This is a genomic window from Candidatus Aciduliprofundum sp. HYA1 (assembly GCF_056175085.1).
The window spans coordinates 1,029,420-1,052,594 of the sequence record NZ_CM149694.1; the positions used below are offsets into that span (position 1 = coordinate 1,029,420).

General features: G+C 46.4%; 29 protein-coding genes. 7 read left to right on the plus strand and 22 right to left on the minus strand.

The window, feature by feature from the left end:
• The first annotated feature begins 17 nt into the window (after window positions 1–17).
• Both AC0S1O_RS05680 and AC0S1O_RS05685 read left to right on the plus strand, forming a co-directional pair.
• Window positions 18–404, plus strand: a complete 387-nt coding sequence (locus tag AC0S1O_RS05680) for a hypothetical protein (RefSeq protein ID WP_475393362.1) — start codon at window positions 18–20, stop codon at window positions 402–404.
• Window positions 401–886: a CBS domain-containing protein gene (locus AC0S1O_RS05685; RefSeq protein WP_475393363.1), complete on the plus strand. Its 486-nt coding sequence runs from the start codon at window positions 401–403 to the stop codon at window positions 884–886. Before AC0S1O_RS05680 ends, AC0S1O_RS05685 begins: the two co-directional genes overlap by 4 nt.
• Here the strand turns inward: AC0S1O_RS05685 and AC0S1O_RS05690 are convergent.
• The 3 genes from AC0S1O_RS05690 to thiD are packed head-to-tail and all read right to left on the minus strand — an operon-like array spanning window position 866 to window position 3,223.
• On the minus strand, window positions 866–1,693 hold the full coding sequence (locus AC0S1O_RS05690; protein ID WP_475393364.1) for an A24 family peptidase C-terminal domain-containing protein: 828 nt from the start codon (window positions 1,691–1,693) through the stop codon (window positions 866–868). The genes AC0S1O_RS05685 and AC0S1O_RS05690 overlap by 21 nt on opposite strands.
• Before the next feature lie 52 nt (window positions 1,694–1,745).
• Window positions 1,746–2,504, minus strand: a complete 759-nt coding sequence (locus AC0S1O_RS05695) for a RecB family exonuclease (RefSeq protein WP_475394478.1) — start codon at window positions 2,502–2,504, stop codon at window positions 1,746–1,748.
• The gene (gene thiD / locus AC0S1O_RS05700) at window positions 2,486–3,223 is read right to left on the minus strand and encodes a bifunctional hydroxymethylpyrimidine kinase/phosphomethylpyrimidine kinase (RefSeq protein WP_475393365.1); all 738 of its coding nucleotides are present in this window, start codon (window positions 3,221–3,223) and stop codon (window positions 2,486–2,488) included. Before thiD ends, AC0S1O_RS05695 begins: the two co-directional genes overlap by 19 nt.
• 75 nt (window positions 3,224–3,298) lie before the next feature.
• Here thiD and AC0S1O_RS05705 point away from each other — a divergent pair, with 75 nt between their 5' ends.
• Entirely contained in the window at window positions 3,299–3,448 is a 150-nt protein-coding gene (locus AC0S1O_RS05705; protein WP_475393366.1) for a 50S ribosomal protein L40e, read from the plus strand.
• Here the strand turns inward: AC0S1O_RS05705 and AC0S1O_RS05710 are convergent.
• The 13 genes from AC0S1O_RS05710 to AC0S1O_RS05770 form a co-directional block, all read right to left on the minus strand.
• Entirely contained in the window at window positions 3,423–4,022 is a 600-nt protein-coding gene (locus AC0S1O_RS05710) for a pyroglutamyl-peptidase I (RefSeq protein ID WP_475393367.1), read from the minus strand. The genes AC0S1O_RS05705 and AC0S1O_RS05710 overlap by 26 nt on opposite strands.
• A complete protein-coding gene (locus AC0S1O_RS05715) occupies window positions 4,000–5,187 on the minus strand; it encodes a nicotinate phosphoribosyltransferase (protein ID WP_475393368.1) in 1,188 nt (395 codons plus the stop codon). Before AC0S1O_RS05715 ends, AC0S1O_RS05710 begins: the two co-directional genes overlap by 23 nt.
• A complete protein-coding gene (locus AC0S1O_RS05720) occupies window positions 5,184–5,702 on the minus strand; it encodes a cysteine hydrolase family protein (RefSeq protein ID WP_475393369.1) in 519 nt (172 codons plus the stop codon). Before AC0S1O_RS05720 ends, AC0S1O_RS05715 begins: the two co-directional genes overlap by 4 nt.
• A gap of 35 nt (window positions 5,703–5,737) precedes the next feature.
• Window positions 5,738–6,151 (minus strand): PPC domain-containing DNA-binding protein, encoded by a 414-nt coding sequence (locus AC0S1O_RS05725; protein WP_475393370.1) that lies wholly within the window; start codon window positions 6,149–6,151, stop codon window positions 5,738–5,740.
• Between the two features lie 41 nt (window positions 6,152–6,192).
• Window positions 6,193–8,529 carry a DNA-directed DNA polymerase gene (locus tag AC0S1O_RS05730; RefSeq protein WP_475393371.1) on the minus strand — a complete coding sequence of 779 codons (2,337 nt, stop codon included), beginning with the start codon at window positions 8,527–8,529 and terminating at the stop codon, window positions 6,193–6,195.
• Between the two features lie 37 nt (window positions 8,530–8,566).
• Complete coding sequence (flaJ, locus tag AC0S1O_RS05735) at window positions 8,567–10,231, minus strand: archaellar assembly protein FlaJ (protein ID WP_475393372.1); 1,665 nt, start codon at window positions 10,229–10,231, stop codon at window positions 8,567–8,569.
• A 5-nt stretch (window positions 10,232–10,236) separates the two neighbouring features.
• Window positions 10,237–11,880 (minus strand): type II/IV secretion system ATPase subunit, encoded by a 1,644-nt coding sequence (locus tag AC0S1O_RS05740; RefSeq protein ID WP_475393373.1) that lies wholly within the window; start codon window positions 11,878–11,880, stop codon window positions 10,237–10,239.
• 10 nt (window positions 11,881–11,890) lie between these two features.
• Window positions 11,891–12,580, minus strand: coding sequence for an archaellum protein ArlH (arlH, locus tag AC0S1O_RS05745; RefSeq protein ID WP_475393374.1), 690 nt, complete (start codon window positions 12,578–12,580; stop codon window positions 11,891–11,893).
• A gap of 3 nt (window positions 12,581–12,583) precedes the next feature.
• Window positions 12,584–13,006 (minus strand): flagellar protein G, encoded by a 423-nt coding sequence (locus tag AC0S1O_RS05750; RefSeq protein ID WP_475393375.1) that lies wholly within the window; start codon window positions 13,004–13,006, stop codon window positions 12,584–12,586.
• A 9-nt stretch (window positions 13,007–13,015) separates the two neighbouring features.
• Window positions 13,016–14,086 (minus strand): archaeal flagellar protein F, encoded by a 1,071-nt coding sequence (locus AC0S1O_RS05755; protein WP_475393376.1) that lies wholly within the window; start codon window positions 14,084–14,086, stop codon window positions 13,016–13,018.
• A gap of 1 nt (window position 14,087) precedes the next feature.
• Entirely contained in the window at window positions 14,088–14,726 is a 639-nt protein-coding gene (locus tag AC0S1O_RS05760) for a flagellin (protein ID WP_475393377.1), read from the minus strand.
• Window positions 14,727–14,932: 206 nt separating this feature from the next.
• Window positions 14,933–15,862 (minus strand): mevalonate kinase, encoded by a 930-nt coding sequence (mvk, locus tag AC0S1O_RS05765; protein WP_475393378.1) that lies wholly within the window; start codon window positions 15,860–15,862, stop codon window positions 14,933–14,935.
• A gap of 37 nt (window positions 15,863–15,899) precedes the next feature.
• Window positions 15,900–16,895 (minus strand): M20/M25/M40 family metallo-hydrolase, encoded by a 996-nt coding sequence (locus AC0S1O_RS05770; protein WP_475393379.1) that lies wholly within the window; start codon window positions 16,893–16,895, stop codon window positions 15,900–15,902.
• A gap of 81 nt (window positions 16,896–16,976) precedes the next feature.
• On the opposite strand from AC0S1O_RS05770, the gene AC0S1O_RS05775 reads away from it, so the two are divergent.
• Complete coding sequence (locus AC0S1O_RS05775; RefSeq protein ID WP_475393380.1) at window positions 16,977–17,420, plus strand: helix-turn-helix domain-containing protein; 444 nt, start codon at window positions 16,977–16,979, stop codon at window positions 17,418–17,420.
• On the plus strand, window positions 17,413–17,676 hold the full coding sequence (locus AC0S1O_RS05780) for a hypothetical protein (protein ID WP_015283765.1): 264 nt from the start codon (window positions 17,413–17,415) through the stop codon (window positions 17,674–17,676). The genes AC0S1O_RS05775 and AC0S1O_RS05780 overlap by 8 nt, the downstream gene beginning before the upstream one ends.
• On the opposite strand, the gene thpR is transcribed toward AC0S1O_RS05780, so the two are convergent.
• Window positions 17,667–18,182, minus strand: coding sequence for an RNA 2',3'-cyclic phosphodiesterase (gene thpR, locus AC0S1O_RS05785; protein ID WP_475393381.1), 516 nt, complete (start codon window positions 18,180–18,182; stop codon window positions 17,667–17,669). The two genes, AC0S1O_RS05780 and thpR, sit on opposite strands and share 10 nt — an antisense overlap.
• Window positions 18,183–18,265: 83 nt before the next feature.
• Here thpR and gcvH point away from each other — a divergent pair, with 83 nt between their 5' ends.
• Both gcvH and AC0S1O_RS05795 read left to right on the plus strand, forming a co-directional pair.
• Entirely contained in the window at window positions 18,266–18,649 is a 384-nt protein-coding gene (gcvH, locus tag AC0S1O_RS05790; RefSeq protein ID WP_475393382.1) for a glycine cleavage system protein GcvH, read from the plus strand.
• Window positions 18,646–19,233, plus strand: a complete 588-nt coding sequence (locus AC0S1O_RS05795) for an RlmE family RNA methyltransferase (protein WP_475393383.1) — start codon at window positions 18,646–18,648, stop codon at window positions 19,231–19,233. The genes gcvH and AC0S1O_RS05795 overlap by 4 nt, the downstream gene beginning before the upstream one ends.
• On the opposite strand, the gene AC0S1O_RS05800 is transcribed toward AC0S1O_RS05795, so the two are convergent.
• The 5 genes from AC0S1O_RS05800 to pdxS are packed head-to-tail and all read right to left on the minus strand — an operon-like array spanning window position 19,191 to window position 23,157.
• Window positions 19,191–19,832 (minus strand): hypothetical protein, encoded by a 642-nt coding sequence (locus tag AC0S1O_RS05800; protein ID WP_475393384.1) that lies wholly within the window; start codon window positions 19,830–19,832, stop codon window positions 19,191–19,193. The genes AC0S1O_RS05795 and AC0S1O_RS05800 overlap by 43 nt on opposite strands.
• Window positions 19,829–20,755 (minus strand): transcriptional regulator, encoded by a 927-nt coding sequence (locus AC0S1O_RS05805; RefSeq protein ID WP_475393385.1) that lies wholly within the window; start codon window positions 20,753–20,755, stop codon window positions 19,829–19,831. The genes AC0S1O_RS05800 and AC0S1O_RS05805 overlap by 4 nt, the downstream gene beginning before the upstream one ends.
• Window positions 20,756–20,778: 23 nt before the next feature.
• Window positions 20,779–21,741: a phosphoribulokinase gene (locus tag AC0S1O_RS05810; RefSeq protein ID WP_475393386.1), complete on the minus strand. Its 963-nt coding sequence runs from the start codon at window positions 21,739–21,741 to the stop codon at window positions 20,779–20,781.
• A 31-nt stretch (window positions 21,742–21,772) separates the two neighbouring features.
• Window positions 21,773–22,153: a DUF61 family protein gene (locus tag AC0S1O_RS05815; RefSeq protein ID WP_475393387.1), complete on the minus strand. Its 381-nt coding sequence runs from the start codon at window positions 22,151–22,153 to the stop codon at window positions 21,773–21,775.
• Window positions 22,147–23,157 (minus strand): pyridoxal 5'-phosphate synthase lyase subunit PdxS, encoded by a 1,011-nt coding sequence (gene pdxS, locus AC0S1O_RS05820; protein WP_475393388.1) that lies wholly within the window; start codon window positions 23,155–23,157, stop codon window positions 22,147–22,149. Before pdxS ends, AC0S1O_RS05815 begins: the two co-directional genes overlap by 7 nt.
• Window positions 23,158–23,175 lie beyond the last annotated feature (18 nt).

Here is a 23,175-nt window from a genome sequence, read left to right on the forward strand (position 1 = left end):
ATTGGGGATTTAGAATCATGAAAATTTGGAATAGCCACATCATCATGGACAAGAGCGTCAAATGGAAGGATCTAGAGCAGGTCTGGGGCGATATGCTGAATTTATTTTTTGAGGAAACTAGGCAGTTCAGGGACGAACCGGAGCAAAGGGAGATTATAATTCACGAGAACATGGTGGATATAGGGCATGATCGCAAGCCCGAGGGGTTCAACAGGGAAGGAAAAATGAGAATAGTTGTCCCGATGAGCGATAGGAGGGAGTTTTTCATATATAGGGGAGTTTACAGCGATGATGTGCGCATAGTGACAGAGAAGATAAGCAAGTTTCTGGCTGAGAAGGGTGTGAAGCACAGGGTTGAGTGGAACGATATGCTTCTGTTCCAGATGAAGAAGAGGCGTAGATGATGCAGATCGGAGAGATCATGAACAGGAACGTTATAACCCTGCGACCGGATATGACGATCAAAGAGGCATCGGAAATTTTTGCAAAGAATGGGATAAGCGGTGCACCCGTTGTTGATGAAAATGGAAAATTGCTCGGCATACTCACCATAAAGGATATATTGAAGACGGTGAAGGATGGTATGGAGAGCGTGGGTCTTTACGTCTTTCCGACACCCTTCGATTTTATGGAAATAATCCCCTTTGAGATCCCCGAGGAGCAGAGCAACGTTCTGAGGGAACTTTCTTCCATAAGGGTTGGAGATGTGATGGAGAAGAGGGTACATTATGCGGAACCCGATATGGATATCTACGATGCCCTCAACATATTGGTGAAAAAGGAGATTTCAAGATTGCCCGTGGTTGAGAACGGGAGGGTTGTGGGCATTGTCACGCGCAGCGATCTCCTGCGTGCCATTGCCAGATCAGATGAAGTTTCCGAGTAGGTAGGCTGCAAAAAGCCCAGCGGTTATGAATATTATGAATGGGATCTTTGGCTGAACCCAAACCCTCTCTCTTCCAATCCTCTTCAGATTTTCTATGTCCTCAGGACCGTGATCGTGTGGATGCACGTATAGCACATGCTCCCCGTTCACGACCCTTTCCATAAGCCAGACCTGTTTTTTGCTTACCTCATCTATGGGTATTCTGTACCCTATGAACATCTCCGGAAATCCAGTATCTCCGCGTATCAAGTTGCGGATGAAAATTGCAAGTATGAAAACAAGAGAGGCGATGGCAGCGTAAAGAAGTGTGAGAAATGCAAATGGAAACGTGAGTTGCACGATATTCACGTAGTTTGGCACAAAAACGGGAAACGAGAGGAAGAATGGGTATGTGGGCTGGAGAATGGCAACACTCATAAGAGCACGGGCATCTGCCCTTCCTCGGATAACTTTAATGGCGTGCAATCCTCTGAAAACCAGGAGCATTATGAACATAACGATTAGAGCGGGCTCTGCATTTAGAATTATTGAATATGCGAAAAGTGCGATGGCCAGAGCCCAGAGGGAGTACTGAATGATCCTTTCTTTTTTCTCCCATTCGAAGAACCACTCGTAGAAAACTATTATGGAGGGTGTGATTGCTATTATGGATGTGAGGGAGGGATACTGATAGAGATCTATCCCAAATGCGAAGAATCCTAGTATGAACCAGACCATGGGGGAGATCAACCTCTCCTTCCAGTCGCTGTAGGAGGCGTATAGGAAGAACGGTATGGCTATGATGAACCTGAGTAAATCAAGGTACATACTTTGAAAATACCCAAAGAGTACAAAAAATTTGCCACCCAATTTTCAAATTTTAAGATTCACATATTGCCTTGTAGGGGCAGAATCTGCAATGCTCTCCCGGAGTGGCCTTGAACTCACCCTTGATGATCTTATTGGCTGTTTGAGAAATATCTTTTCTCATATTCCAGATTTCATCGTGCGTGAATCGGAAGGTTTTTATTTTTCCTTGTTGAAGGTAAAAGAGTTTCGCCGTGGGGATTATTCCTTTGTTGAGGTAAAAAATAACAGAGTAGAAAAGAACCTGATCCCTGTCGGAATTGTTCATTTTACCCGTTTTCAGGTCTATTATCTCGTACTGGGAGATCATATCAAATCTGCCAAAGATCAGAAAATCTTCAAGGTGGCTGTAGAGCCATTGCTCGGTTTTATATCCTTCTGCGTTTATCTCCTCAATCAGATTCTTGCTGTTTTTGAGCATGGCATCGATTCTCTTAATGTACTCTTCTTCGCTGCTCCACAGAAGAAGAGAGTTGCCGAGGGATGAGTAATAATGCTGCATCTCATCCATACTTTCGAAGTGATCTCTGAGACTTCGGGCATCAATAAGATTGCTATCCTTCTTTACATCTTTCCATAGATCCTCTGCATTCACAACCATGTATGGATTTTGGAGTATTCTGTAAAATGTGTCGTGTATCAACTTTCCTATCTCGGCATCAGCCGTTTTTGGAGTAACAACGGGCATTGTGTTTGAGTAATTATACCACAGTGGACATTTTTTGAATAGAGCATACTTGCTGTAACTGAGTCTCAGGGTGCTAATGCATATCCCCCCATATCAATTGAACCCTTAATCTCATCCTGTATGAATTTTCTCACGCTTTCGACTGCCTCCTTCATACTCTTTCCAGATGCGATCTCTGCAAGGAGTGCGGATGAGTAAATGCATCCTGTTCCATGCACATTCTTTTTTATCATGGGCATTGAGGTTGAATGCATGAAATCCGGGCCAAAGAGATAATCGGAGCCATCGAGATGTCCACCCTTGATGACAACGTACCCTCCATAGATATCCCTGAGGGAGTATCCAGCACTTACTATATCAAGTGGCTCTTCAATTTTCTTTCCAGAAAGCTGCTCTGCCTCTGGAATATTTGGGGTTATCACATCTGCCCTTTTGAGAAGAGCTTCTATATTTTCCTTTCTGTTGAGCACATATCCGTTTTTTGCACTTAGAAGTGGGTCAAACACCAAGAACCAGTCATGCTCGTTTGCAAGCTCTACAATCAGATTTGCTGTATCTTTACTTCCCACGAGCCCGACCTTCACGTATTTTATTTTGAAAGAATCCAGGAGCGCGTCAATTTGATTTCCAACACACTCGGAAGGGAGAGTGCTCATGCCGTAAAATCCTCGCATATTCTGGTAGGTTATTGAAGTTGTGACTCCAAGTCCATAAAACCCGAATTTTCTGAATGTGATTATGTCTCGTGTCACGCCTGCACCGGTTGTGGGGTCAAATCCGGCGATGCTCAGGAGATATCTCATATGATTGCAAACTCTTGGGACTATAAAAACCTGTTTACGAAAAGAGTTAAATATCTCTTCCCCATACTCCGCACCATGACCTTCCAAGAGGCAGTAAACAGACTGCTTAACAAAAAAATTTGCATGAAATGCTACGCTAGAAATCCGCCAAACGCCACCAGATGTAGAAGGTGTGGCAGCCGCGACCTCAGGCCCAAGGCTAAGGAGCGGAGAGGCGGTAAATAACATCTAGGATTATTTTTCCAGCCCTTCTCATTGTTTCATACTCCACATAGGGCACCTTTCTCTTCAGTGCCATCTTTTCCGTGGATGGTAGATGCACAAATCCCACGGGTATGCTCTTTCCCATCTTGTGGGCATAATATAGCAGGGAGTAAAGCAGGGTGTTGCAAACGTATGTGCCTGCTGTGTAGGAGATATATGCGGGAATGCCATTCTCGTGCAATGCATCCAGAATTCTGTAAACTGGGATGGTGGAAGAGTAGGCATCCTTTCCGTCTTCAAAGATCTTCATCCTCCTGGGTTTGAATCCTGAATTGTCCGGGGTTGAGGAATCCATAACGTTGACGGCGATTTTTTCTATGGAAATTTGGGGCCTTCCATCAGCGAGTCCGAAGGATAGAACCGCCTCTGGATCCTGCTCTATTATCTTCCTAGCATAATCCTTTGCCTCTTCAAATTTAACGGGGACGATTTCAGCCCTGATTTCCTCGTATTCCTTCTCAAGATATTTTGCTATGCTCTCCGATGGATTGCTCTTGAACTTTGAAAAAGGCTCAAACCCCGTCACTATGAGCATTCAGATCCCCCAACTGTATAAGCACGTAATCCCTTATTTCATCCACAGATGGATACTTCCCTACAGGCTCTCCATTGATGAGCACGGGCTTGAGCATGCTCTCCACATTTCCACCACACTCTGGGCAGGATTCCAATTTTTCATCCTTGTATGTTACGAAGAATTTGCCACATTTTTTACATCTGTAAACATTCTTTCTTCCGCTGAATTTACCCTTCTTGGCCATGGGCTTTCCCTCAATCTCAACTATGTCCATGGCATAGTCAATTGTTTTTGCGTTGCTGAGCGAGGTGCCAACTCCAAAACCGTTTGCCCCCGCATCCCTCAACCTCGCCACGCTCTCTTCATCAAGCCCCCCTGATACGAATATGCCCACATTCCTATATCCCCGAATATCCAGTTCCCAGCGAACCTCGCGAATTATGTCCTCGAATCTACCACGGCGCGAGGCCGGAGTGTCCAGTCTAACGGCGTACAGGTCCTTGAGGATCTCGGCCGCTTTTATGGATTCAAATTTCTCGTCACCAAACGTGTCTATAAGTGCTATTCTTGGAACTCCCTCTTCCACGAATTCGTCAAATTTCTTCCAGGCATCCTCCTCTCCCAGGGTTAATATGAGTGCGTGGGGCATTGTACCGCTTGGCTTTTTCCCAATATGCTCTGCTCCGATTATGCTTGATACACCATCGCAGCCTCCTATGTATGAACTCCTGTCAATCAGGGGTGCTATGGAGGGATGCATTCTTCTGACACCGAAGGAGAGTACGGGGGAATCTCCTGCTGCGAGACGGATCCTCGCTGCCTTTGTGGCAATGCCTGAGGCCTGGCATATGAAACCGAGAATGGGAGTCTCGTAGATTGCAAATTCCTTGTAATCTCCTTCAATGGCCATAACGGGAATGGGCAGCCCACGAGCATCCCTTCTGGGAAACACGGTGCCCTCTGGAAGAGCGTATAGGTTCACAGGTTTACCCTTCAAAAGTTCAACCACCTCATCAAGTCCAGCGAAGACAACCCAGTCGTAGGGAGGATTTGAAACGATGAATTCCGCGTAAACTTTTCTTTTTATTCCATTTCTCTCAAGTATTTCCCTTGTTCTAACGAAGTACACGTCAGTCGTTCTACCTTCGAGGATATCCCTCTCACTTGCCATATGGAATTTCATAATCTCTCACTCTCCTCAATTCTCGCACCGTAAATGCGTTCCATGTATTTTAAAGCCCTCTCATGCTCCTCCTGGGATGTGCCTGCACAGGCATCCTTCACTATGTGCACCCTGAATCCCCTCGCAAACGCGCCGAATGCCGTGTGCTGTACGCATATATCCGTGGCAACCCCGCAGATGTGAACCTCGTCCACTCCTGAATCTCTCAAAATTTTTTCAAGATCTGTGAATAAAAAACCATCGTAGGTGTTTTTCTCTATGACCACATCGCCATCCATTGGCTCTATCTCTTCCACAATTTCAGAGCCCCATGTTCCCTGCATTGCGTGCTGACCCCAGATGCTCAGCTCCGCATCTCCTTCCCTGTGAGAGTCCTTCAGGTAAACGACCATACCATCTTTTCTGAACCTTTCAATGAGTTTGGCCACAACGGGTACTATGCTCTTGGCCTTTGCACTTCCAAATTTGCCATCAACGAAATCGTGGATCATATCCACAACTAAGAGGGCGCGCATGGGTGAATAAATTATCCCAATTACTTAAACCTTGCCTATTCCACTCTCCACAGGCTCAGATTTCCGTGGGGGATCCTCTCCAGATTCCCTCCACCAAGTTCCTCAATGTAGAGTTCTGCGACAAATACCCTGCCTTCTATGAGATGCCCACCTCTAACATTTCCCTTTTCGTCTCCCAGTATGACGTGAACATGGGCAAAGGGCTCTCCATCCTTCAAACTTATGTTTCCTGCAGCCATAAGAAGTTCGTGAACACCCTTTACTTCTATCTCCTCGTACCTGCCAAGTTGGATGCTGTAATACCCTATTTTTGCGTTTTTCAGGGAGCCTATGGCCTGCAGAATACCCGTTTTTATTTCATTTTTCCTTGCAAATTGGTTTATGAATCCAAGCAGGTCCTCATCTTCGGGGACTCTAAGCATAAACGTTCTGCCCTTCTTGAAATCCATACTCTCACCGGGAAATAATATGCTCCCGCCCTATAAAGAATTTACTCAAAATCAAACAGGGTTTTCCTCTTACTCTCAAATCTCGTCAGGCTGGCCTGCTTGCTTCCCGTGAGCAGGTTTTCCTCATCTACCCCAAACACCTCGGTTATTCTTGCCAAGGTTTCGGCTACTCTTCTGGCGTAGTACTTGTAATCGGGTCTCTTGGCGAATTCCTTTCCTGGGATGTAGGGTTCAACTTCCTGCTTTGAACCCCTGGCATTTACGACTATCCAGGCCACCTTCATTCCGGGGATGAACTCATGCCCCATCTTAATCAGTTTCTTGGCTGCCTGAACATTTGCCATGCTCTCTGGATTCTTATAGGATTTGAAATCCCGTACAGTGCGGGAAATCACGAGGCTCTCAATAGGGACATTGCCTGAGCGAACCCTTGCCACTATGCTTCTGGCCATTTCAATGGCACCCTCAATGTCTCCATCGAGAATTTTTTCAAACACGGCCCGCTGTGCCTCGCTCTGGAGATCGAATGAATCGGTGCGACGAATCTCATAACCCCTCACGATCATCTCACCCCTGCTCTCCTCAGGCCAGATTATCCTGCCAACGTATCTTTTCTTGGCCCCATGGGAAAAGAAGGGTTCAAGGATCTTCTCAAATTCAAGTACTAGGGATTCTCTATTTGAGATCTCCTCAGCCTTCCTTTTTCCGAATTCTATGGTTTTATCAAGATCATCGTAGGGAGACTGAAAGAACACACTGTCCGTATCTCCGTAAACCACCCTTATTCCCTCATTTTCCAGTTCCCCTATTATCCTTTTTATGGTCTCTCTGGCAAATGCTGTTATGCTCGCTCCTATGTCTGGATTTGTGAACCTGTAAAAGGATGATGCAAGAACCCCGTAGAATGTGTTCATAAGTATTTTTACGGCCTTCTGGAGGCCATCATAGTACCTGCGTTCTTCATCGTTTTTTGCCTCTTTCATTCTTCTCTTCAGAGTATCCCTCTTATCCATTAGGTCCTTGAGGATCTTTGGAATTAGCCCCTCTCTCCTCTCCTTGGAGAGAAATCTCACGCCCGTTGGGCTAACTATCTCCCCATCCCGGCTTAGTGTGGTGAAGCATATGTTGTACTTGATTATGATGCTCGGGTACATGCTCTTGAAATCAAGCACGCATACCCAGTGATAGAGCCCGGGCTCTATGGTGTGTACATAACCTCCTTCAATCTTGCCCCTCTTCCTCTCCTGACCTTGCAGCGGTACCCCTATGCCGTGCCTGTCCGCCTCCCTTATGAGCAGGGAATCAACCCAGGTGGATGTGCCCGAATGAATGACATCATCCAGCGGAAATTTTGTGACCGTGGCGAGGTCAAGATACTTGTCAATTATTCCAATCCTCATGAGAATCCTTAAAGCCAGTTCTGCATCCTTTTTGCAGTACTCAATAACCTTCTCTCTATCCTTCTTCCACTCCTCGTCTATGTTTGTTCTATCAACATCCATCTTCCCCTCGCCAAAGAGGTGCATTGCCACAGCCTGCAGGGTTTCCTGCTTTAACCGCAGTTCCTTCTTCACGGCCCACCATGCATCTTCAATCACCCTTCCATGCACTCTCCAGAACTGTCCAACCACGCGCTGGGGCTTTGAGCCATCTCTGCCAATTGCAAATTCCATACCGTACTTCTTGTACCTCTCGCTCAGAAGTTCAAGATCATACCCGTCAATGTTGTAGCCCGTGATCACATCAGGATCCTCGTTCTTTATGACTTCTATGAATTTCCAGAGTATCTCCTCCTCGTCCCCCTCTATTCCGTATTTTTTTATCTCTCCGTCCCAGACGGCTATGCCTATGGTGAAAATCCTCCCATCTATCATGGAGTTTTCAATATCAAAACTCAGAATTTTCAGAGGAGGCTTAAAATCATCAATGTTTTCAAAACTCTCGGCATCCACAACGATCTCTGCGGTATATTTAGAACTCTCAATCTCCCTTCCATATATACGCACGCAGGAGCCAAGGTCAAAATCGTAAATGAAGCGCTGGTGAAACGGAATGTCTGCAGCGAGAACATCGCAGAATTCCAGAGCCTCGCGGCGATAATGGGGAGTTTTCCATGGAGAATGCAGGGTTACCTTTACGCACTGGCGCACTTTTCCTTTGTGCCAGAGTTGAACCTCTTCCATTCTGTAAATCTCGGGGTCCTTTGAGAATCTCTCAAGTATTGTTGCAGGAGGCTCCACAAGGTAAAAATAGGGCTTGAACCCGTGGTATCTTGCCACTATGCTCTTTCCCTCTCTTGTCTTTCCGTATAACTCCACAACTACCCCATCATCCTCCTTTGAGTAGGAGGCGGTGAGCAGTCTAACATCCCAGTACACGGTTTAAATATTGCATGGGGGAATATAATGGTTACGATTAGAATGTCAGTACCTTTCCAACCGCCCAATTGGTGACGTATGCAACTATAATGCCCACCCATACCAGCATGGAGAAGTGGAGGTATATGCTGTGTCTGTGCGAGCCGCTCACGATTTTTATGATCATGGAAGAAACGAGTGCGTGGATAACGAGGAGGAGTAGAAACACGACACTTGCAGCCTGAAGCGGGAAATGCGCAGACAGGAGGGGAATGTGTATGTACTTCTGCAGATTCACGGGATAGTATTTTATCATATTGGCCATCATCTTCATGAGGTTTAGCGTTGTGTAGAGTGTAAATGCCATACCAACCATTAGGCCGTAGAGTATGCCCGTTAGATTTGCAGCGGACTGGTACCTTTTTTTACGCAACCCTATCATGCGCACGTAGGACTCGCTTATGATCTTTGAAATCTTTCGAGGATTTCCACCCATGTCCAGGCCTGTAACGAACATATCTGTGAACTTGGAAATCAGATTGCTCCCCGTCTCACCTGCAAAGTACCGCCATGCCATTTTCTTATCGATTCTTGTGAGCAATCTCTTGTAAAGGGTATCTATGTACTTTGTGAGTTTTCCAAAATCGTGCTTTCTCAGCCTCTCCATTGCGGTCACATCACTGCCCTTTGCCTCTATGTAACTCCCAACTGCCCTTATGAATGCGTCGTAATTTGTATCGCAGTTTATCAAGTCACTCTCTGCAGTATGCACCAGGTATCCGGGGTAGAACAGGGGAAGGATGGATATTGCCACCACTATTGGGAGTGGCAGCCCCAGAAAGTAGGTGATGAGAAAAAGAAGGGCCACCATGAGGTAGGCGAAGGGAAGAACCTTGAGAAGTTTCATCTCGTGGGGTGAGCGAACATCCTTCCTGTTGTGCCATATATCGTCTTCCGGCAGGCGTATTTTTATGGCGTAGAGCATCACAGCCTCAACGGTGATGAATGCCAGGAGCATGAGGTAGAGGTAGATGGTCATATCCCCCGTGGTGAACATGGGCAGTATGGTTACAAATACGGCAAAGAAGAGCATGGATATCAGCATGGCCACGAAGGTTTCCTTGTAAACGTCCATCTGGTTCAGGGCAGCCTCGTACTTAACGGCATAGGTTTCAAGAACCACAGCACGCTCCTTTTCGAGGAAGACCTCAAAATCCTCGCCTGCATCTGCGCTGTGTGCCAGCCTGTCAAGGAAATCTGCCAGTTCAACGCTGGGGCATCTCTTGGCAACTATCCTTGTGGCATCCGGTAAACTCATGTTCCAGTACTCCATAAGATGGTAGATCTTTGCTATCTCATCGCTCAGTGCACCGTACTCTTTCACCTCAGAGAGTATCCTGAATATTTCCTTACGGGGCAATCTGGTGGAGGCGAGAACGGCCATTCTCGTTATGAACAGATGCAGATATTTTTCAATTTCCTTCTTTCTCTTCTCCCCCTTGAGCAGTGGAAAGAGCATGATGGTTAGGATTCCAAATGCGGGTATGGTGTAGAGAACAAGAGAGAAGGGGAAAACGTTGAAAAATTTGAACGAGATTGATAGGTAGAGGGTGATGAATAGGGTGGTGAACAGTATGGGCAAGGCGTACATCAGGATGTATTTTCTCCATGGGATGTCGAATGAGGCGTAGAGCCTTGCAACCTTCTCCCTTATCCCTGCCATTTCCATCACACCGTGAAGGGCAGTTTCTCCACTCCATACTTCTGGAAATCCACTATTATTTTCACCACGTCCCTGTATCGGAATATGTTGTGCTCAATCATCTTGCGGATTATCTTTGCCCTGAGGAACAGGTCGTCGTACACTTTCCTGGGATCCGCATAGCCCAGAAGAGGAGCGATTTTTTCCTCAAGTATGTATGAGTTATTCAGTCCCCTGAATATGTGCTCGTCGCGCAGCGGGTCCCAGACAAATACTGCCTTTGTCATAACGCCTCCGAGTTCTGCCGAATAGCCGAGGATCTCCTCCACAGATAGAACCCTTCTCAATGTCCTGCCCTTCAAATAAACGGCCTGCTGGAACACACCTATGTTCAGGTTATCCATGAAGGTTACCGGCACGTTTATGGGTGGAGAGCTCAATCTCTGTATCATCCTTTTTATGGATGATGCGTGGAACGTTGCCATAACAGGATGTCCTGTTTGCATGGCCTGAAATGCAACATTTCCTTCGGCACCTCTTATCTCTCCCACAATTATGTAATTTGGTCTGCTTCTCAGAGCAGCCTTCAAAAGATCGAACATCTCAACACGGGATTCCTTCGGACCTGCCTCCCTTGTGAGCAATCTCTGCCATATCTCGTGGGGCACGTGCACTTCTGGCGTATCCTCCGCTGTGAAGACCTTGTAGTTGTATTTGATGAAGGGGATTATCGCATTCAAGGTAGTTGTCTTACCGCTTGCTGTCTCTCCTGATATGAACAGGCTCTTTCCAAACTCTATGGCCATCCAGAGATAGGCTGCTATCTCCGCGCTGAAGGTTCCCCACTTCACAAGCTGCGTCACACTCAGGGGCTCAGCGGCGAATTTTCTTATTGTGAAGGATGCTCCCTTTATGCTCACATCATCCGCATAAATTATGTTTATCCTTGATCCATCCGGCAACGCGCCGTCCACTATTGGCCTTCCCGTGCTAACTGGTCTGCCCATCCTCTCGCTCATACCTCGGAGGTACGAGTCCAGTTCATCGTAACTTGAAAAATGCACATTTGTCTCCATGGTCTCAAATACCTTGTGGATCAGATGCACGGGTTCTATGCCTATTGCGTGAATATCCTCTATGTATGGGTCCCTCAGTAGGGGCTCAAGTGGCCCGCTTTCTATTATGTCCCTCTTGAGGTAATACTCAATCTTATCGTACTCCTCCTGCGTGACGGGTACCTTTACCTTTCTGAACATGCTCAAAAAACCCTTCTTCTCTTCAAAGGGCACGGGCTCCTCCACGATCACTGTGGAATCCTTCAGCAGTCTCTCTATCTGTCTCTCAAATTCTTCCTTGGTTTTGTGGGGCGGCTCGTATCCTGCCTTTATGAATATCAGTTCTCTGACCTTGTAGTACTTTACCTTCTCCTCGTCTGTGAGTTCCGGCTGCACAACCACATACTTTCTATCGCCCCTCCTGCCGTATATGTGGATGAATATGGGGTCTCCCACTGGGTATATGAGGTTTACCCAGTCCAGGTCCTTCATATCCCTGGATAACTGCTCGTAGAACTCTGGAGTTTCGTTGAGTTCCCTTCTAACCTTCTCTATGTACCTTCCAAGATGTGGATTTCTCTTTATTGCCAGGGCTACCTTGGTTCCCATAGCCATGGGCATCACCTCACGATATTGCCATTATCTCAAGGATTATTCCGGTACCCGCCTCAACCCTAAACGCGATTGTATTTTCAATTCTACCTGCAGCGTTGGTGTACCTTCTTATGAATGCAATTCTGTTCACCATACCTCCAATCTTGTTTATGGAGGTCTCTATGTACACATTGGCGGCAGCCCTGAAAGGAGCCAGTATCTCTTCACGCATAACTCCCTTCTCCACGTTCAAAATTATGGTTCTATCAAGGGCCATGAGCCTCTTGAAGAAGGATAATAACTGAACTGAGCGTGATTCAACATTCAAACTCGCCTTGACAAGAGAAGAAAGGGTATCAATTATGATTATATCCGTCTTGAAAAGTGCAGGAGAGGACATCAATCTTCCAAGAAAATCCTTGCGATCTCGCATATTTCCTATAATCGGATAGACGGGTACAAACACCAGCCGATTGCGAAGCAGGAAGTTTGCTATTGGATAGTTGAGGGAGTACATCTGCTTTATGAAATCCCTAACTGTGAGTTCTGTGGATATTATTGTGACCGTATGCCCGTTCATCAGAAACCCGTAGGCAAATCTCTGTGTGAGCGCGCTCTTTCCACTACCGTTCTCCCCCTCTATGAGTACCAGTGAACCCTCCGGGAAACCTCCCCCTAGGCGAGAATGCAGTTCATCCCTCTCAATTTTTATCTTGTACATCTCTCACACCCTGAAGTAGAAAGTGTCCGATAATCCATTTTCAAGCACAACCTTCACCACATGGGTGCCAGATGCTAGATCCACATTTATTGTGAGCACTATTGTTTCTCCGGGCAACCATGTATCCTGGCTCACCGTGTAATTATCCTGGGCAATGCCGTCAATCAGGATCGTTATGTGGCTCGTGCTTAGGGGCACCTTTCCAGTGTTTTTCAGGTACAGCACCAGGGGGTTGTTGCTCATTCTGTCAGGGTCGTTTATTATTTTGAACTCTCCAGAGAGCTGGTTTGCAATCATATCTCCCCTGTTCTCTATGCCGTTTGATATGTTGAGAACTGCGCTGGCCGCTATGCCAACAAAACTGGCGGCTATCACCACGGAGGCAATGAAGAATATGATGTGGGTTGCACTTGTGCTCAGTCCCATGGCATCACCTCACAGATACCCATAAACCTCATTCCCATATTCATCAACAACCTTCACCCTATAACCCATATCCATGCCCAGCACTCCATCAGCACTGATGTAAATCTTTCCGTAAATGTCTATGTTTTCCGCCAGAGAACTCAGGGGAATCTCCGATGCAAATGTTCCATTTTCGTAGATTAAGATTTCGTTGTGATTATTCAGCACGAAAATGTATGAGCCCTGCATGTTTTCATCTGCCCCTATTTTAGTTGCGTTGGTGATTCTCCAGTCCGTGAATTTTGTGATGTAGTATCCATCGTAGGTGTACTCGTATATCTCATTTCCCTCCAGAATGTAGAGGTACTTTCCAACGGTGACGTCTCTGGCATTCACCAGGGCAACCTCGCTTTCCAGAGTGCCTGTGGAGTTGAATATGTACAGCGTGTCGTTGGATATTCCGTAAACGTAATCATCCGTGGCTGCTATGGCCACTATGCTGGTATTGTAAGCGAAGGATTTTATGTAGTTTCCTGAGAAATCGTACATCTGGATCTCCGTGGAATTCAGCACATAGAGGTAAGAGCCGCAGGCCACATCCAGGGGGAATTGAACGCTCACGCTCCATATTTTCTCCCCGAGATAGGAATATGCGGTTATGGACGTTTCATTTAGCACGTAGATTTTATCCCTCTCTGCGGTTGCTATCACATGATCCCCCACATCAATTTTGAACTGCACGGGGTGGTATGTACCGAGGGTGTAGTTTGTGCTTATTTCGAAATTTTCCATGTTTCCGGGGAACCAGTATGGAGAGTTGGAGGTAAAGTTCATCATTGTACCGTTTACAATTATTGACATTTGGCTCGTGTTCAGTGTCAGCGGTCCACGATTTATGGCGTAGATTTCAATATTTGAAGAGTTGTAAACCACCCGATCCACTTCAATCACGTTCTTTGCGCTTTCTATGAGCGTGCTCCTGTTTTCCATTCCCTGGTTTGTTATGGTGTAGGAGTAGATTATGCTGTTGAGTACTGTGGCAAACATTATGAGCGAGGCGGTGAACAGTATCCCATAGGCTGCCGTTGTGCTAAGTCCCATATCACATCAACTCCACGTATCTTGATATGTAGGGGGATGGGGTTGTTATTTCCTTCAAGGTGGAGACCCCATGCTTGGGAATGATCTTTATGCTCAGATAGGTCTGTGGCTCCAGGTTCAATCCGTTTGCGGTGGCGTTGAAGGATAGGGCCACAATGTCTCCAGATGTGAGCACACCGTTGTTAAGGGTCTGCGGTGGCAGGTCTCTCACGATTTCCATGCCGAATACGCCTGCACCCCCAACCGGGTCTGGTCCACCATCAAATTCCACACCGCTGCTGTAAACGAGGTTCACCGAGGTGTTTCCATCGCTAACGATTATTATCACATCCTTCAGGTTTATAGGGGGACTGCCAGAAATTGGTGTCACCATTATGCTCACCCAGTCAATGACATTGTGATACGGAGCAATGGTACCCCATTCATCATTGTACCTGTAGCCACCAATGGATATTATCTTCATTCCTGTGGATATGTCCTGTATGGCCACGTTTCCGGTATCTTCCGCCTGCTGCTGGAGTTGGTAGGAAATCTGTATCAGCACCACAGCCGTTACTGCAGATACTATGATCATGGCGATGAAGATTATCAGCGAACCAATACCGAATTCTCCCTGTTCCCTCTTCATCACCCTCTTCATATTTCACATCACCTCTGATTATCACCTCCCAGGTGATTTTTGGTGAGGGAGAGCGTGGCGCTCTCCCGAGAGAGGCCCGAGGTTAAACTGCTATCACCTGCGGGCATTCAGGACCTCTCTCAAAAATAAGAAGAATATGGGGTATTAAAAAATTTTTCACTGAAATTTATAATTTGTTAAACATAAGAGATACCCAATGGTGATTTTCAAAAATGATTTTCAACCCTAAACCCTTCCCTGCTGATGCTCACCTTGTACGCGCGGCCGCCAACCTCCTCTATGGCGCGGGCAACCTCGTCCTGCTCGTCTGTGAGTGCTATTATTGAACCGCCTCCACCCGCGCCGGTGAGTTTCGCCCCGTAGGAGTGTTTCATTGCAGCGTTTATCATCTTCTTCAGCATTGGATGGCTCACTCCAAGTATCGTTAGGAGTTTATTGTCCCTTGTCATGAGTTCTCCAATGCGCTCGTAATCCTCGTTCTGCAGGGGGTTTAAGGCTTCAAGCGTTATCCTTCCGATTTCCCTTATTACATCCCTGGCGAATGAGTTCCATGAGTAAAATCTTCGTACCTTCTCAACCATTTCCCTTGTGGAACCCTTTATACCTGAGAATCCAACAACCAGGCGAAGGGAGGGTATCTGAACGTGGTGTATGTGCCAGACAACTCCATTTTTCTCCACACTCCAAAGATGATTTTCCCTCCTTACCTTGTGCACGAGTATTCCCTGTCCATGGGTCACAGTGCTCGTGTCAATGGGGCTTGCCCTGCCCTGGGTTCTGTACTCCACCTCAAAGCCCATCTTTGCTATTCTCTCCTCCTCAATTTCCTTTTTTATGGCAAGTAGCGCTGTGAGTGTGGCCACCGTTATGGAGGCTGAAGAGCCCATGCCCGATGCTGAAGGCACCTGGCTCTTCGTTCTTATATGAAGGGGCTCACCATCCCAGCAGAGGTCAATGGCGTTTTTTATGTAGGCGTGGTATCTGGATTTCATGGGATGTCCATTAACCCTGTACTCCTCACCCTTTTCAACCTGCACATAGGTTCTCAGATCAATGGCCACCGCTATGGCCGGCTCTCCGTAAACCACAGCATGCTCTCCGAACAGTATGACCTTGGCCGGGGCAGAAGCAATCACAAAAAGAATAATGGGATTAGAATGATAAACATTTCTCTCATAGAGTCAGATCCACCTTGCCTATGTCCTTCAGTGCCGCCTTCATAATTTTGACTGCGTTTTCAAGATCCCTTTTATCTATCATCTCTACGCTGGAGTGCATGTACCTTAGGGGTATGGATAGAACGAGGGTTGCAACTCCCTCCCTTGCCAGTTGAATTATGTCCGCGTCTGTACCGCTTCTTGATGGATTTGGCTCAATCTGGAAGGACACTCCGGTGTTTGTGAAATGCTGCACGAGTTTTGGATGGGCAGTTGGTCCCACCCCTATTGTGGGACCCTTTCCAAGGGTGATTGGCATCTCTTCACTTCCAATTCCTGGCATCTTGGCATGGGTCACGTCTATTGCTATTCCAACATCCGGATTCAGGCGAAATCCTGAGACCCTTGCTCCCCGCAGTCCCACCTCTTCCTGGACGGTGGCCACAAAATACAGGGTGGCATCACTTTCCACGCTTTCCATTGTTTTGAGAAGGGTGTATATTCCGGCCCTGTCATCCAGGGCTGTGGCCACAATCCTGTTTTCCATCTCCACGTAATTTGGAACGAAACTTCCAACTGATCCAAGGGGCACGAGTTTTTCTGCCTGCTCCCTGCTCTCAACTCCTATGTCCACGCGGAGATCCTTTATTTCCTTCTTCTCTGCCTTTTTCTCAATGTGTGGGGGTTTCTCACCGATTACCCCGTACACAAAGCCATCTTTTCCCTTGATTCTCACAAGTCTTGAGCGGAGGGTTATGGGATTCACACCGCCCATGGGAGAGATCACAAGATATCCATCTTCTGTGATTCCCCTGACCATGAATCCTATCTGGTCCATATGGGCTGCGATCATGACCTTTCTATCACCACCGTGCTTGATGCCTATCACATTGCCCAGCATGTCCACGTGCACCTCGTCCGCATATTTTTCCATGTGCTCTTTTACAATGGCCCTGATTTCATCCTCAAATCCAGGCACTCCAAATGCTTTTACAAGTTTTTCAAGGAGCATAGTGGGCCAATGCACTGCCGTATTTTAAACCTTCCTAAGGGGTTGGGAAAATTAAATAAACCCAAAACTATTACTATGTTTATGTTTGAGATGAATATAACCCTGTTGACCCCGATGGTCCACGAGAAGAATCTGGATTATGTGCTTCTAACCTTTCTCAGTTCCATAGGGTATATGCCCAGGGTTGATCCCCAGCGAGATTTTGAGAGGGCTGTCAAGAGCGTGCCATACAGGCTTTTTAAGGAGTGTTTTCTGCTTCATCCCGATAGGGAATGGAGCGTGGAAGAGTTACTCGTATATCTGGGCACAACGAGAACCACACTTTACAGACATCTCAACAAGCTGAAATCTCTGGACATCCTTGATGAGCGGCAGGAGGGAATGAACAAGATGTACCGTCTCAGGTACGGAGATCTGGCCCGTGCCTGGAACTTTGTGGAGGCAAATGTGAAACTGGCAATGGAAAATTACAGAATAATGGTGGAGCACATATCAAAACTTGCGGAGGGTGGTAGGTATGAATAAACTGACAATAGGATCAAAATGTGTGGTGTACTCGTTAACAGCGCACAACAGCATAATGAAGAGCAGTGGAACGTTTAAGGGATTCGTGGCCGTTGGTGAAGACACATCTCTGTGGCTTGAACTTGATGAGAGCCATGGGGAGATGAAGGGAAAGACAAGGCTCATACCAATAGGCTCTATAGCGGCCATAGACGTAATTGAATTCGCAGAAGAAGAGGAAGAGGAGGACGAGGGAGAAAAACTGTACTACAGTTGAATTGTGGCAAGATCCTCGTATATGGGACCATTTGGAGTTAAAGTGCTCTTTTTTATTTTTATTTCCTTGACCTCCATTTCGGCAAATTTCATGTTTTTGAACTTTTCCAGATTTTTTATGCTTATCCTTCCCTTGGCTCTGGCTACCGTAAGATGGGGCACGTAACTCCTCTCCCTCTGAAAACCCATTTTGCTCAGTTTTTCGTCTATGCACCTTGCCATTCTCTCGATGGGCTCGTAGTTATCCACACCTATCCATACAACCCTTACATAATGCTCATTTGGAAAGAAACCAACACCCCTGAGGGTTATTTTGAAACTCCCCACCTTGCACTCTTCCACAATTTTTCTTACAATTTCAAATGTTTTTTCATCTATCTCTCCCAGAAATTTCAGGGTTATGTGCACGTTCTCCCTTTCAACCAGTTTCACGCGTCCCTCTATGCTATCCTGCAAACTCTCCATCTCTTTTGTGAATGGTACCTCAATTGCGATGAAACTTCGCATATATCCAAATGGCATTTGCAATTAAAAATCTTGTCATCGCAATGTTTTTTATCCTTCAAGTATTTAACCCATCGGTGATAGGTATGAAGATTCCTGAAGATTTGAAATACACAAAGACCCACGAATGGGTGAAGGTTGATGGAAACAAGGCGAGGATAGGGATAACCGATGTGGCTCAGGAGCAGCTTCACGATATTGTTTATGTGGAACTTCCAGCAGTGGGTGATGAATTTTCAAAGGAGGACACCATTGGCGTGATCGAATCGGTGAAGGCGGCCAGCGATATATATGCACCCCTCTCCGGAAAGGTTGTGGCGGTAAACGATGCTGTTGTGGATAGCCCCGAATTGCTCAATCAGGATCCCTATGAGAACTGGCTGATTGAAATAGAGATAACGAATCCTGATGAGATTGGGGAACTTCTAAGTGCAGAAGAGTACAAGAAAGTGGTAGAGGAAGAGAGTTGAAAAACAGAGATTTTTATTACTGGGAGGCGAAACGGCGCGGCTACAGAAGCCGCGCATCCTTTAAGCTTTTGCAGATTAACGAGAGGTTTTACATAATTCGCCCCGGTTATCGTGTTCTGGATCTCGGGGCCTCTCCCGGGGGCTGGAGTCAGGTGGCCTTGAAGATTGTGGGAGAGGAGGGCATGGTCATAGGGGTTGATGTAAAGCCCATAAGGGTATCGGGTGTGAAATTCGTACGTGGAAACGTTTACGATGAGGATATTGTGCAGAGAATAATGAAATACACGGATTATGTGGATGTTGTGATTTCTGACATGGCTCCAAACATCTCCGGTGTGGCTTCCTGGGACCATGCGAGATCCGTGGACCTGGCAGAGCGAGCATTGTTCATTGCGGAGAAGATGCTCAGAGAGCGTGGACATCTTCTCGTGAAAGTATTTCAGGGGGACATGCTTGAGGGATTCAAGAGGAAATGCAAAAAGAGATTCGAACTTGTTAAGGTTCATAAGCCAAGGGCGTCAAACAGGGCGAGCCCTGAAGTTTATGTGGTGTGCAAGAGATTCAAATTGTCAAGCACCCCATGAAGGCGTTCAAGTTCAATGATAACCATTATTTTTTTCTCCCCTCTTTCTCTTAGAAGTTCCCTTATCCTTCTACCCATGTACCTTTCTCTCTCATTCTCAATTTTCCTGTACTGGGGAATCTTGTTCACCTCTTTGTCCCACATCAGCACGAACTCCTCGGGAGTTTCTGCTTCGAATTTTTTACGCCAGATCTTCCTCTTTCTGAAATTGAAGTGCATCAGATGGAATATGTCAATGGTGTTCACGTAAAGGTCTGAAAATTCCTCATCTGGCATGTCAATTGGAATCATATCCACACCATCTTTTCTGGATAGGGCGAAGGCCTCAAGGTATGTGGGTACAGGGAGCCCTACCTCTCCATATTTTTCCAGTTTTAGCCCGTAGATTACCTCGTAATCCTCAGGTTCAATGTCAAAGGGCTCTTGAAGATACCGTTCAAGGCCCCGCATCTCCTCCGGGGATATGCCAAGAAACATAACCTCGGGCTTGAACTCGCTAAAAAGATTGCGCAGTTTTTCACGCTCGCTAACCAGTCCCTTTATCGTTCCCCAGAAAAGAACCTCTTTGTTCTCAAGGGTGAATTTATATGCTCTCTTCATAGGGCACTCCTTTCCCTGACTATGCTCTTTATCTCTTCCTTTCTCTCGCTTTCCATAAGTTCGTCCTTCTGTATCAGGGGTATGCCCTCAATCTCCTCGTACCTTGCCCTATCTACTATGATAAATGCGTTCTTTTCAAGTATCCGTGTCATTATTCGCAGATTCATCGCCTTGTACCTTATTCTCCTCTCGTTCCTTCCTATGCCCGTTAGAAATATGTCCTCCTCATCCTTGCTCAGGGCCTCAAAGGGGCATTTGAGGGTTAAAAATACATCGTATCCCAAATCCATGAGTTTTCTGTAAATCTCATCCACCTTGTCCATTTTTGGATATCTCTCCTCCTCAAGGCGTGTCAGGTCCATAATGTTTATCGGTTCAATTAGGGGAACCTTCAGATATTCCTCGAGCCTCAACGCACTGTCTATGGTCGCACTCATTCCCTCCTCGTAGAGCTGTATGGCCTTTCTGCTAACTCCTGCAACCTTTGCAAGCTCCCCCAGTGATATTCCCCTTGCCTCCCTTATCTTTTTCAATAGCCAGCCGTTTATGTTAACATAGAACCCGCCGGGGGAGGCGTAAACCATCGGATACTCACCATTAGTTATGAAATTCTTGAAGGTATTGAATGAGAGAATCGGTATGCCGTGACGCGAGTAAACCACATCGTCCAGTATGTTGCCCATCGCACTTCTCTTGCCTATAACTATGGGTGCTGCCTTGAGCTCCTTACCCAGAATCTTCAGTTCTCTGGCAACTTCCGAGCGTAGAGCATCTATGTTTATAAGCGCTTTGAGTATCAAAATTATGTCCTCTCTTCTTGCTATCATGTCAAAACTTATACTTTTCAGTATGGGCTCTCCAATCTCAAACTCTTCACGCCGTAGCAGTTGCCGGATATCCCTGAGAAGTTTATCTTTCTCCATTCTGCCTTACGATTACTCTTTTACTATAAATTTTTTTCCCCCACCCTCTCCAGCTCTTGGAATATGTTGTTCATAAGTTCCACAAAGTACCATGCCACCATCAACTGTGCTATCTGTATCCCGTTAACGTACTCGCTTCTCTCAATGATAAAGTTCTCAAATCCTGTGTACTCCATTATCCTTCTTTCCAGAGAGTCAATGGCATCGTGCGGGATGAGCCCGTCAAATGTTATGCGAGATACCTTCTTCATGTAGTAAAAATCATCGCGATATGAAATCATCATCGGTTTTTGTGAGGTGTTTATGAGCGATGATATGCTCAATGGCATCTCTATTCCGCTGAGGGGGAAATCAAGACGTTTCATTATGGTTTCCACAAGGTACGAGTTTTCCTCGTTGAATCTTGAGACATCTATTTTTATCACAATATCGGCGTATATCTTCTGGAAATCAATGTATCTTTTGTATAGAGGCTCCCTTTCTCTTATTTCCTTTATGACATCCCTCTCCTCATATCCCCTTTCTTTCACATCTCTTTTGATCTTCCATTTCCATTTGATATCCCGTGAGGGATCCACATAGATTTTCAGATCCAGGTACCTGCGAAGTTCGTCGTAGAGTGTGTGCAAACCCTCCACAATGACTATTTTCTTTGGCTCGAATACCTCTGGAGGATCGAATTTCCCCGTGCTGTGGTTGTAAACGGGTTTTATTACAGGCTCACCCCTTTGCAATGTTTTCAAATGCTCCCCCGCAAGTTTCAGGTTATTTATCTTTGGATCCAGGGGAAGATGCCCCGTGCGTCTTCTCGTCTCCCTGTCTTCCGTGTGGTAATCGTCAAGGGAGAAGGAGGATACAAGTTCCTTTCCAAGAAGATTTGCAATGCTCCTCGTTAAAGTGCTCTTCCCACTACCCGAATCTCCGGCCACGCCGATTATAAGCGAACCCTCGTATTCCTCAAGCCTTTTTCGGAACTCTCCCAGCATTGGGGAATTAATGTAAAACGAGAATAAAAATTTATGGCAGAATTACACTTTGCACAATACCAAAGCACGTACGCTCCAATTTTCTTATCCTGTACTTGGCGAGCCAGTATTTCTCGCCCCTTTCTGATAATTCAATTCCCAGCGAGTTTAGAATTTCCACATCCTTGGGGGATGTTATGTATCCCTCGTATGAGCCAGCAGGAATGAAAAATGTTACTGGTAAAAAAATGTCAGATAGGGGAAGATTGCACTCCCTTGCTATCCTATCCATGCATTCTTTGTTCACGGGAATCTTTCTGTTTCCCTCCCTTATGACCGGATTTTCGAGCAGTTCTTTTATGCAGAACCTCTTCCTTATTATTTCTCGATTTATCTGCATTATTTCATGCTGCAGTATGTTCTCAATTACCATCCTCTCTCCTGAAGTCTCTCGTTGAGTTGGGAAATCTCCTGTCCGTACATTCCCTTGAGTCCCTTGGACACCTCAACTATGGTTTCCGGTTCATCGTAATGCATAACTGCCTCAACTATTGCTCTTGCCATCTCCTCGGGATTGGGAGATTTGAATATTCCTGAGCCAACGAAAACCCCATCTGCACCCAGGTTAATCATAAGGGCCGCATCTGCTGGGGTGGCGATTCCTCCGGCGGCGAAGTTCACCACAGGCAAGCGCTGCAGTTTCTTTATCTCAATCAACTCCTTGTACAGGCCTTCAATTATGTCGTTGAGAGTGTATTTTCCAAACACGGGCTCGTGGGGATCTATTTCCACGCTCATCCCATTGAACTCCTTGACCTGCTTGAGCAATTTCTCATAGGATTCCGCATATTTCCTCGCAATTTTGTAAATTTCCGCATCGTCCTTGTACTTGAGTTCCTCAATACCACGATTCACCAGGCGCATGTGACGCACAGCCTCAATCACGTTCCCAGTTCCTGCCTCTCCCTTGGTACGGATCATTGCTGCACCTTCCCATACACGGCGTACGGCCTCTCCCAGGTTCCTGGCACCGCACACAAATGGGATTGTGAATTCCCTCTTGTCTATGTGGTAGAAGGGGTCGGCAGGGGTTAGCACCTCGCTTTCATCAATCATATCCACACCCAGGGCCTCCAGAGCACGGGCCTCCTCTATATGTCCAATGCGCACCTTGGCCATGACGGGAATGCTCACAGCATCCATAATTTCCTGGATCTTCAGTGGATCAGCCATCCTCGCAACTCCTCCGGCTGCACGGATATCTGCGGGCACGCGCTCAAGGGCCATAACGGCAACGGCTCCTGCATCCTCCGCAATACCCGCCTGCTCTGCATTTGTAACATCCATTATCACTCCGCCCTTCTGCATCTTGGCGAATCCCCTCTTTATCAGATCTGTTCCGTACCTAACTTCTTCCAGATTCAGATTGAATGGCATTCATCTCACCTCATCCGT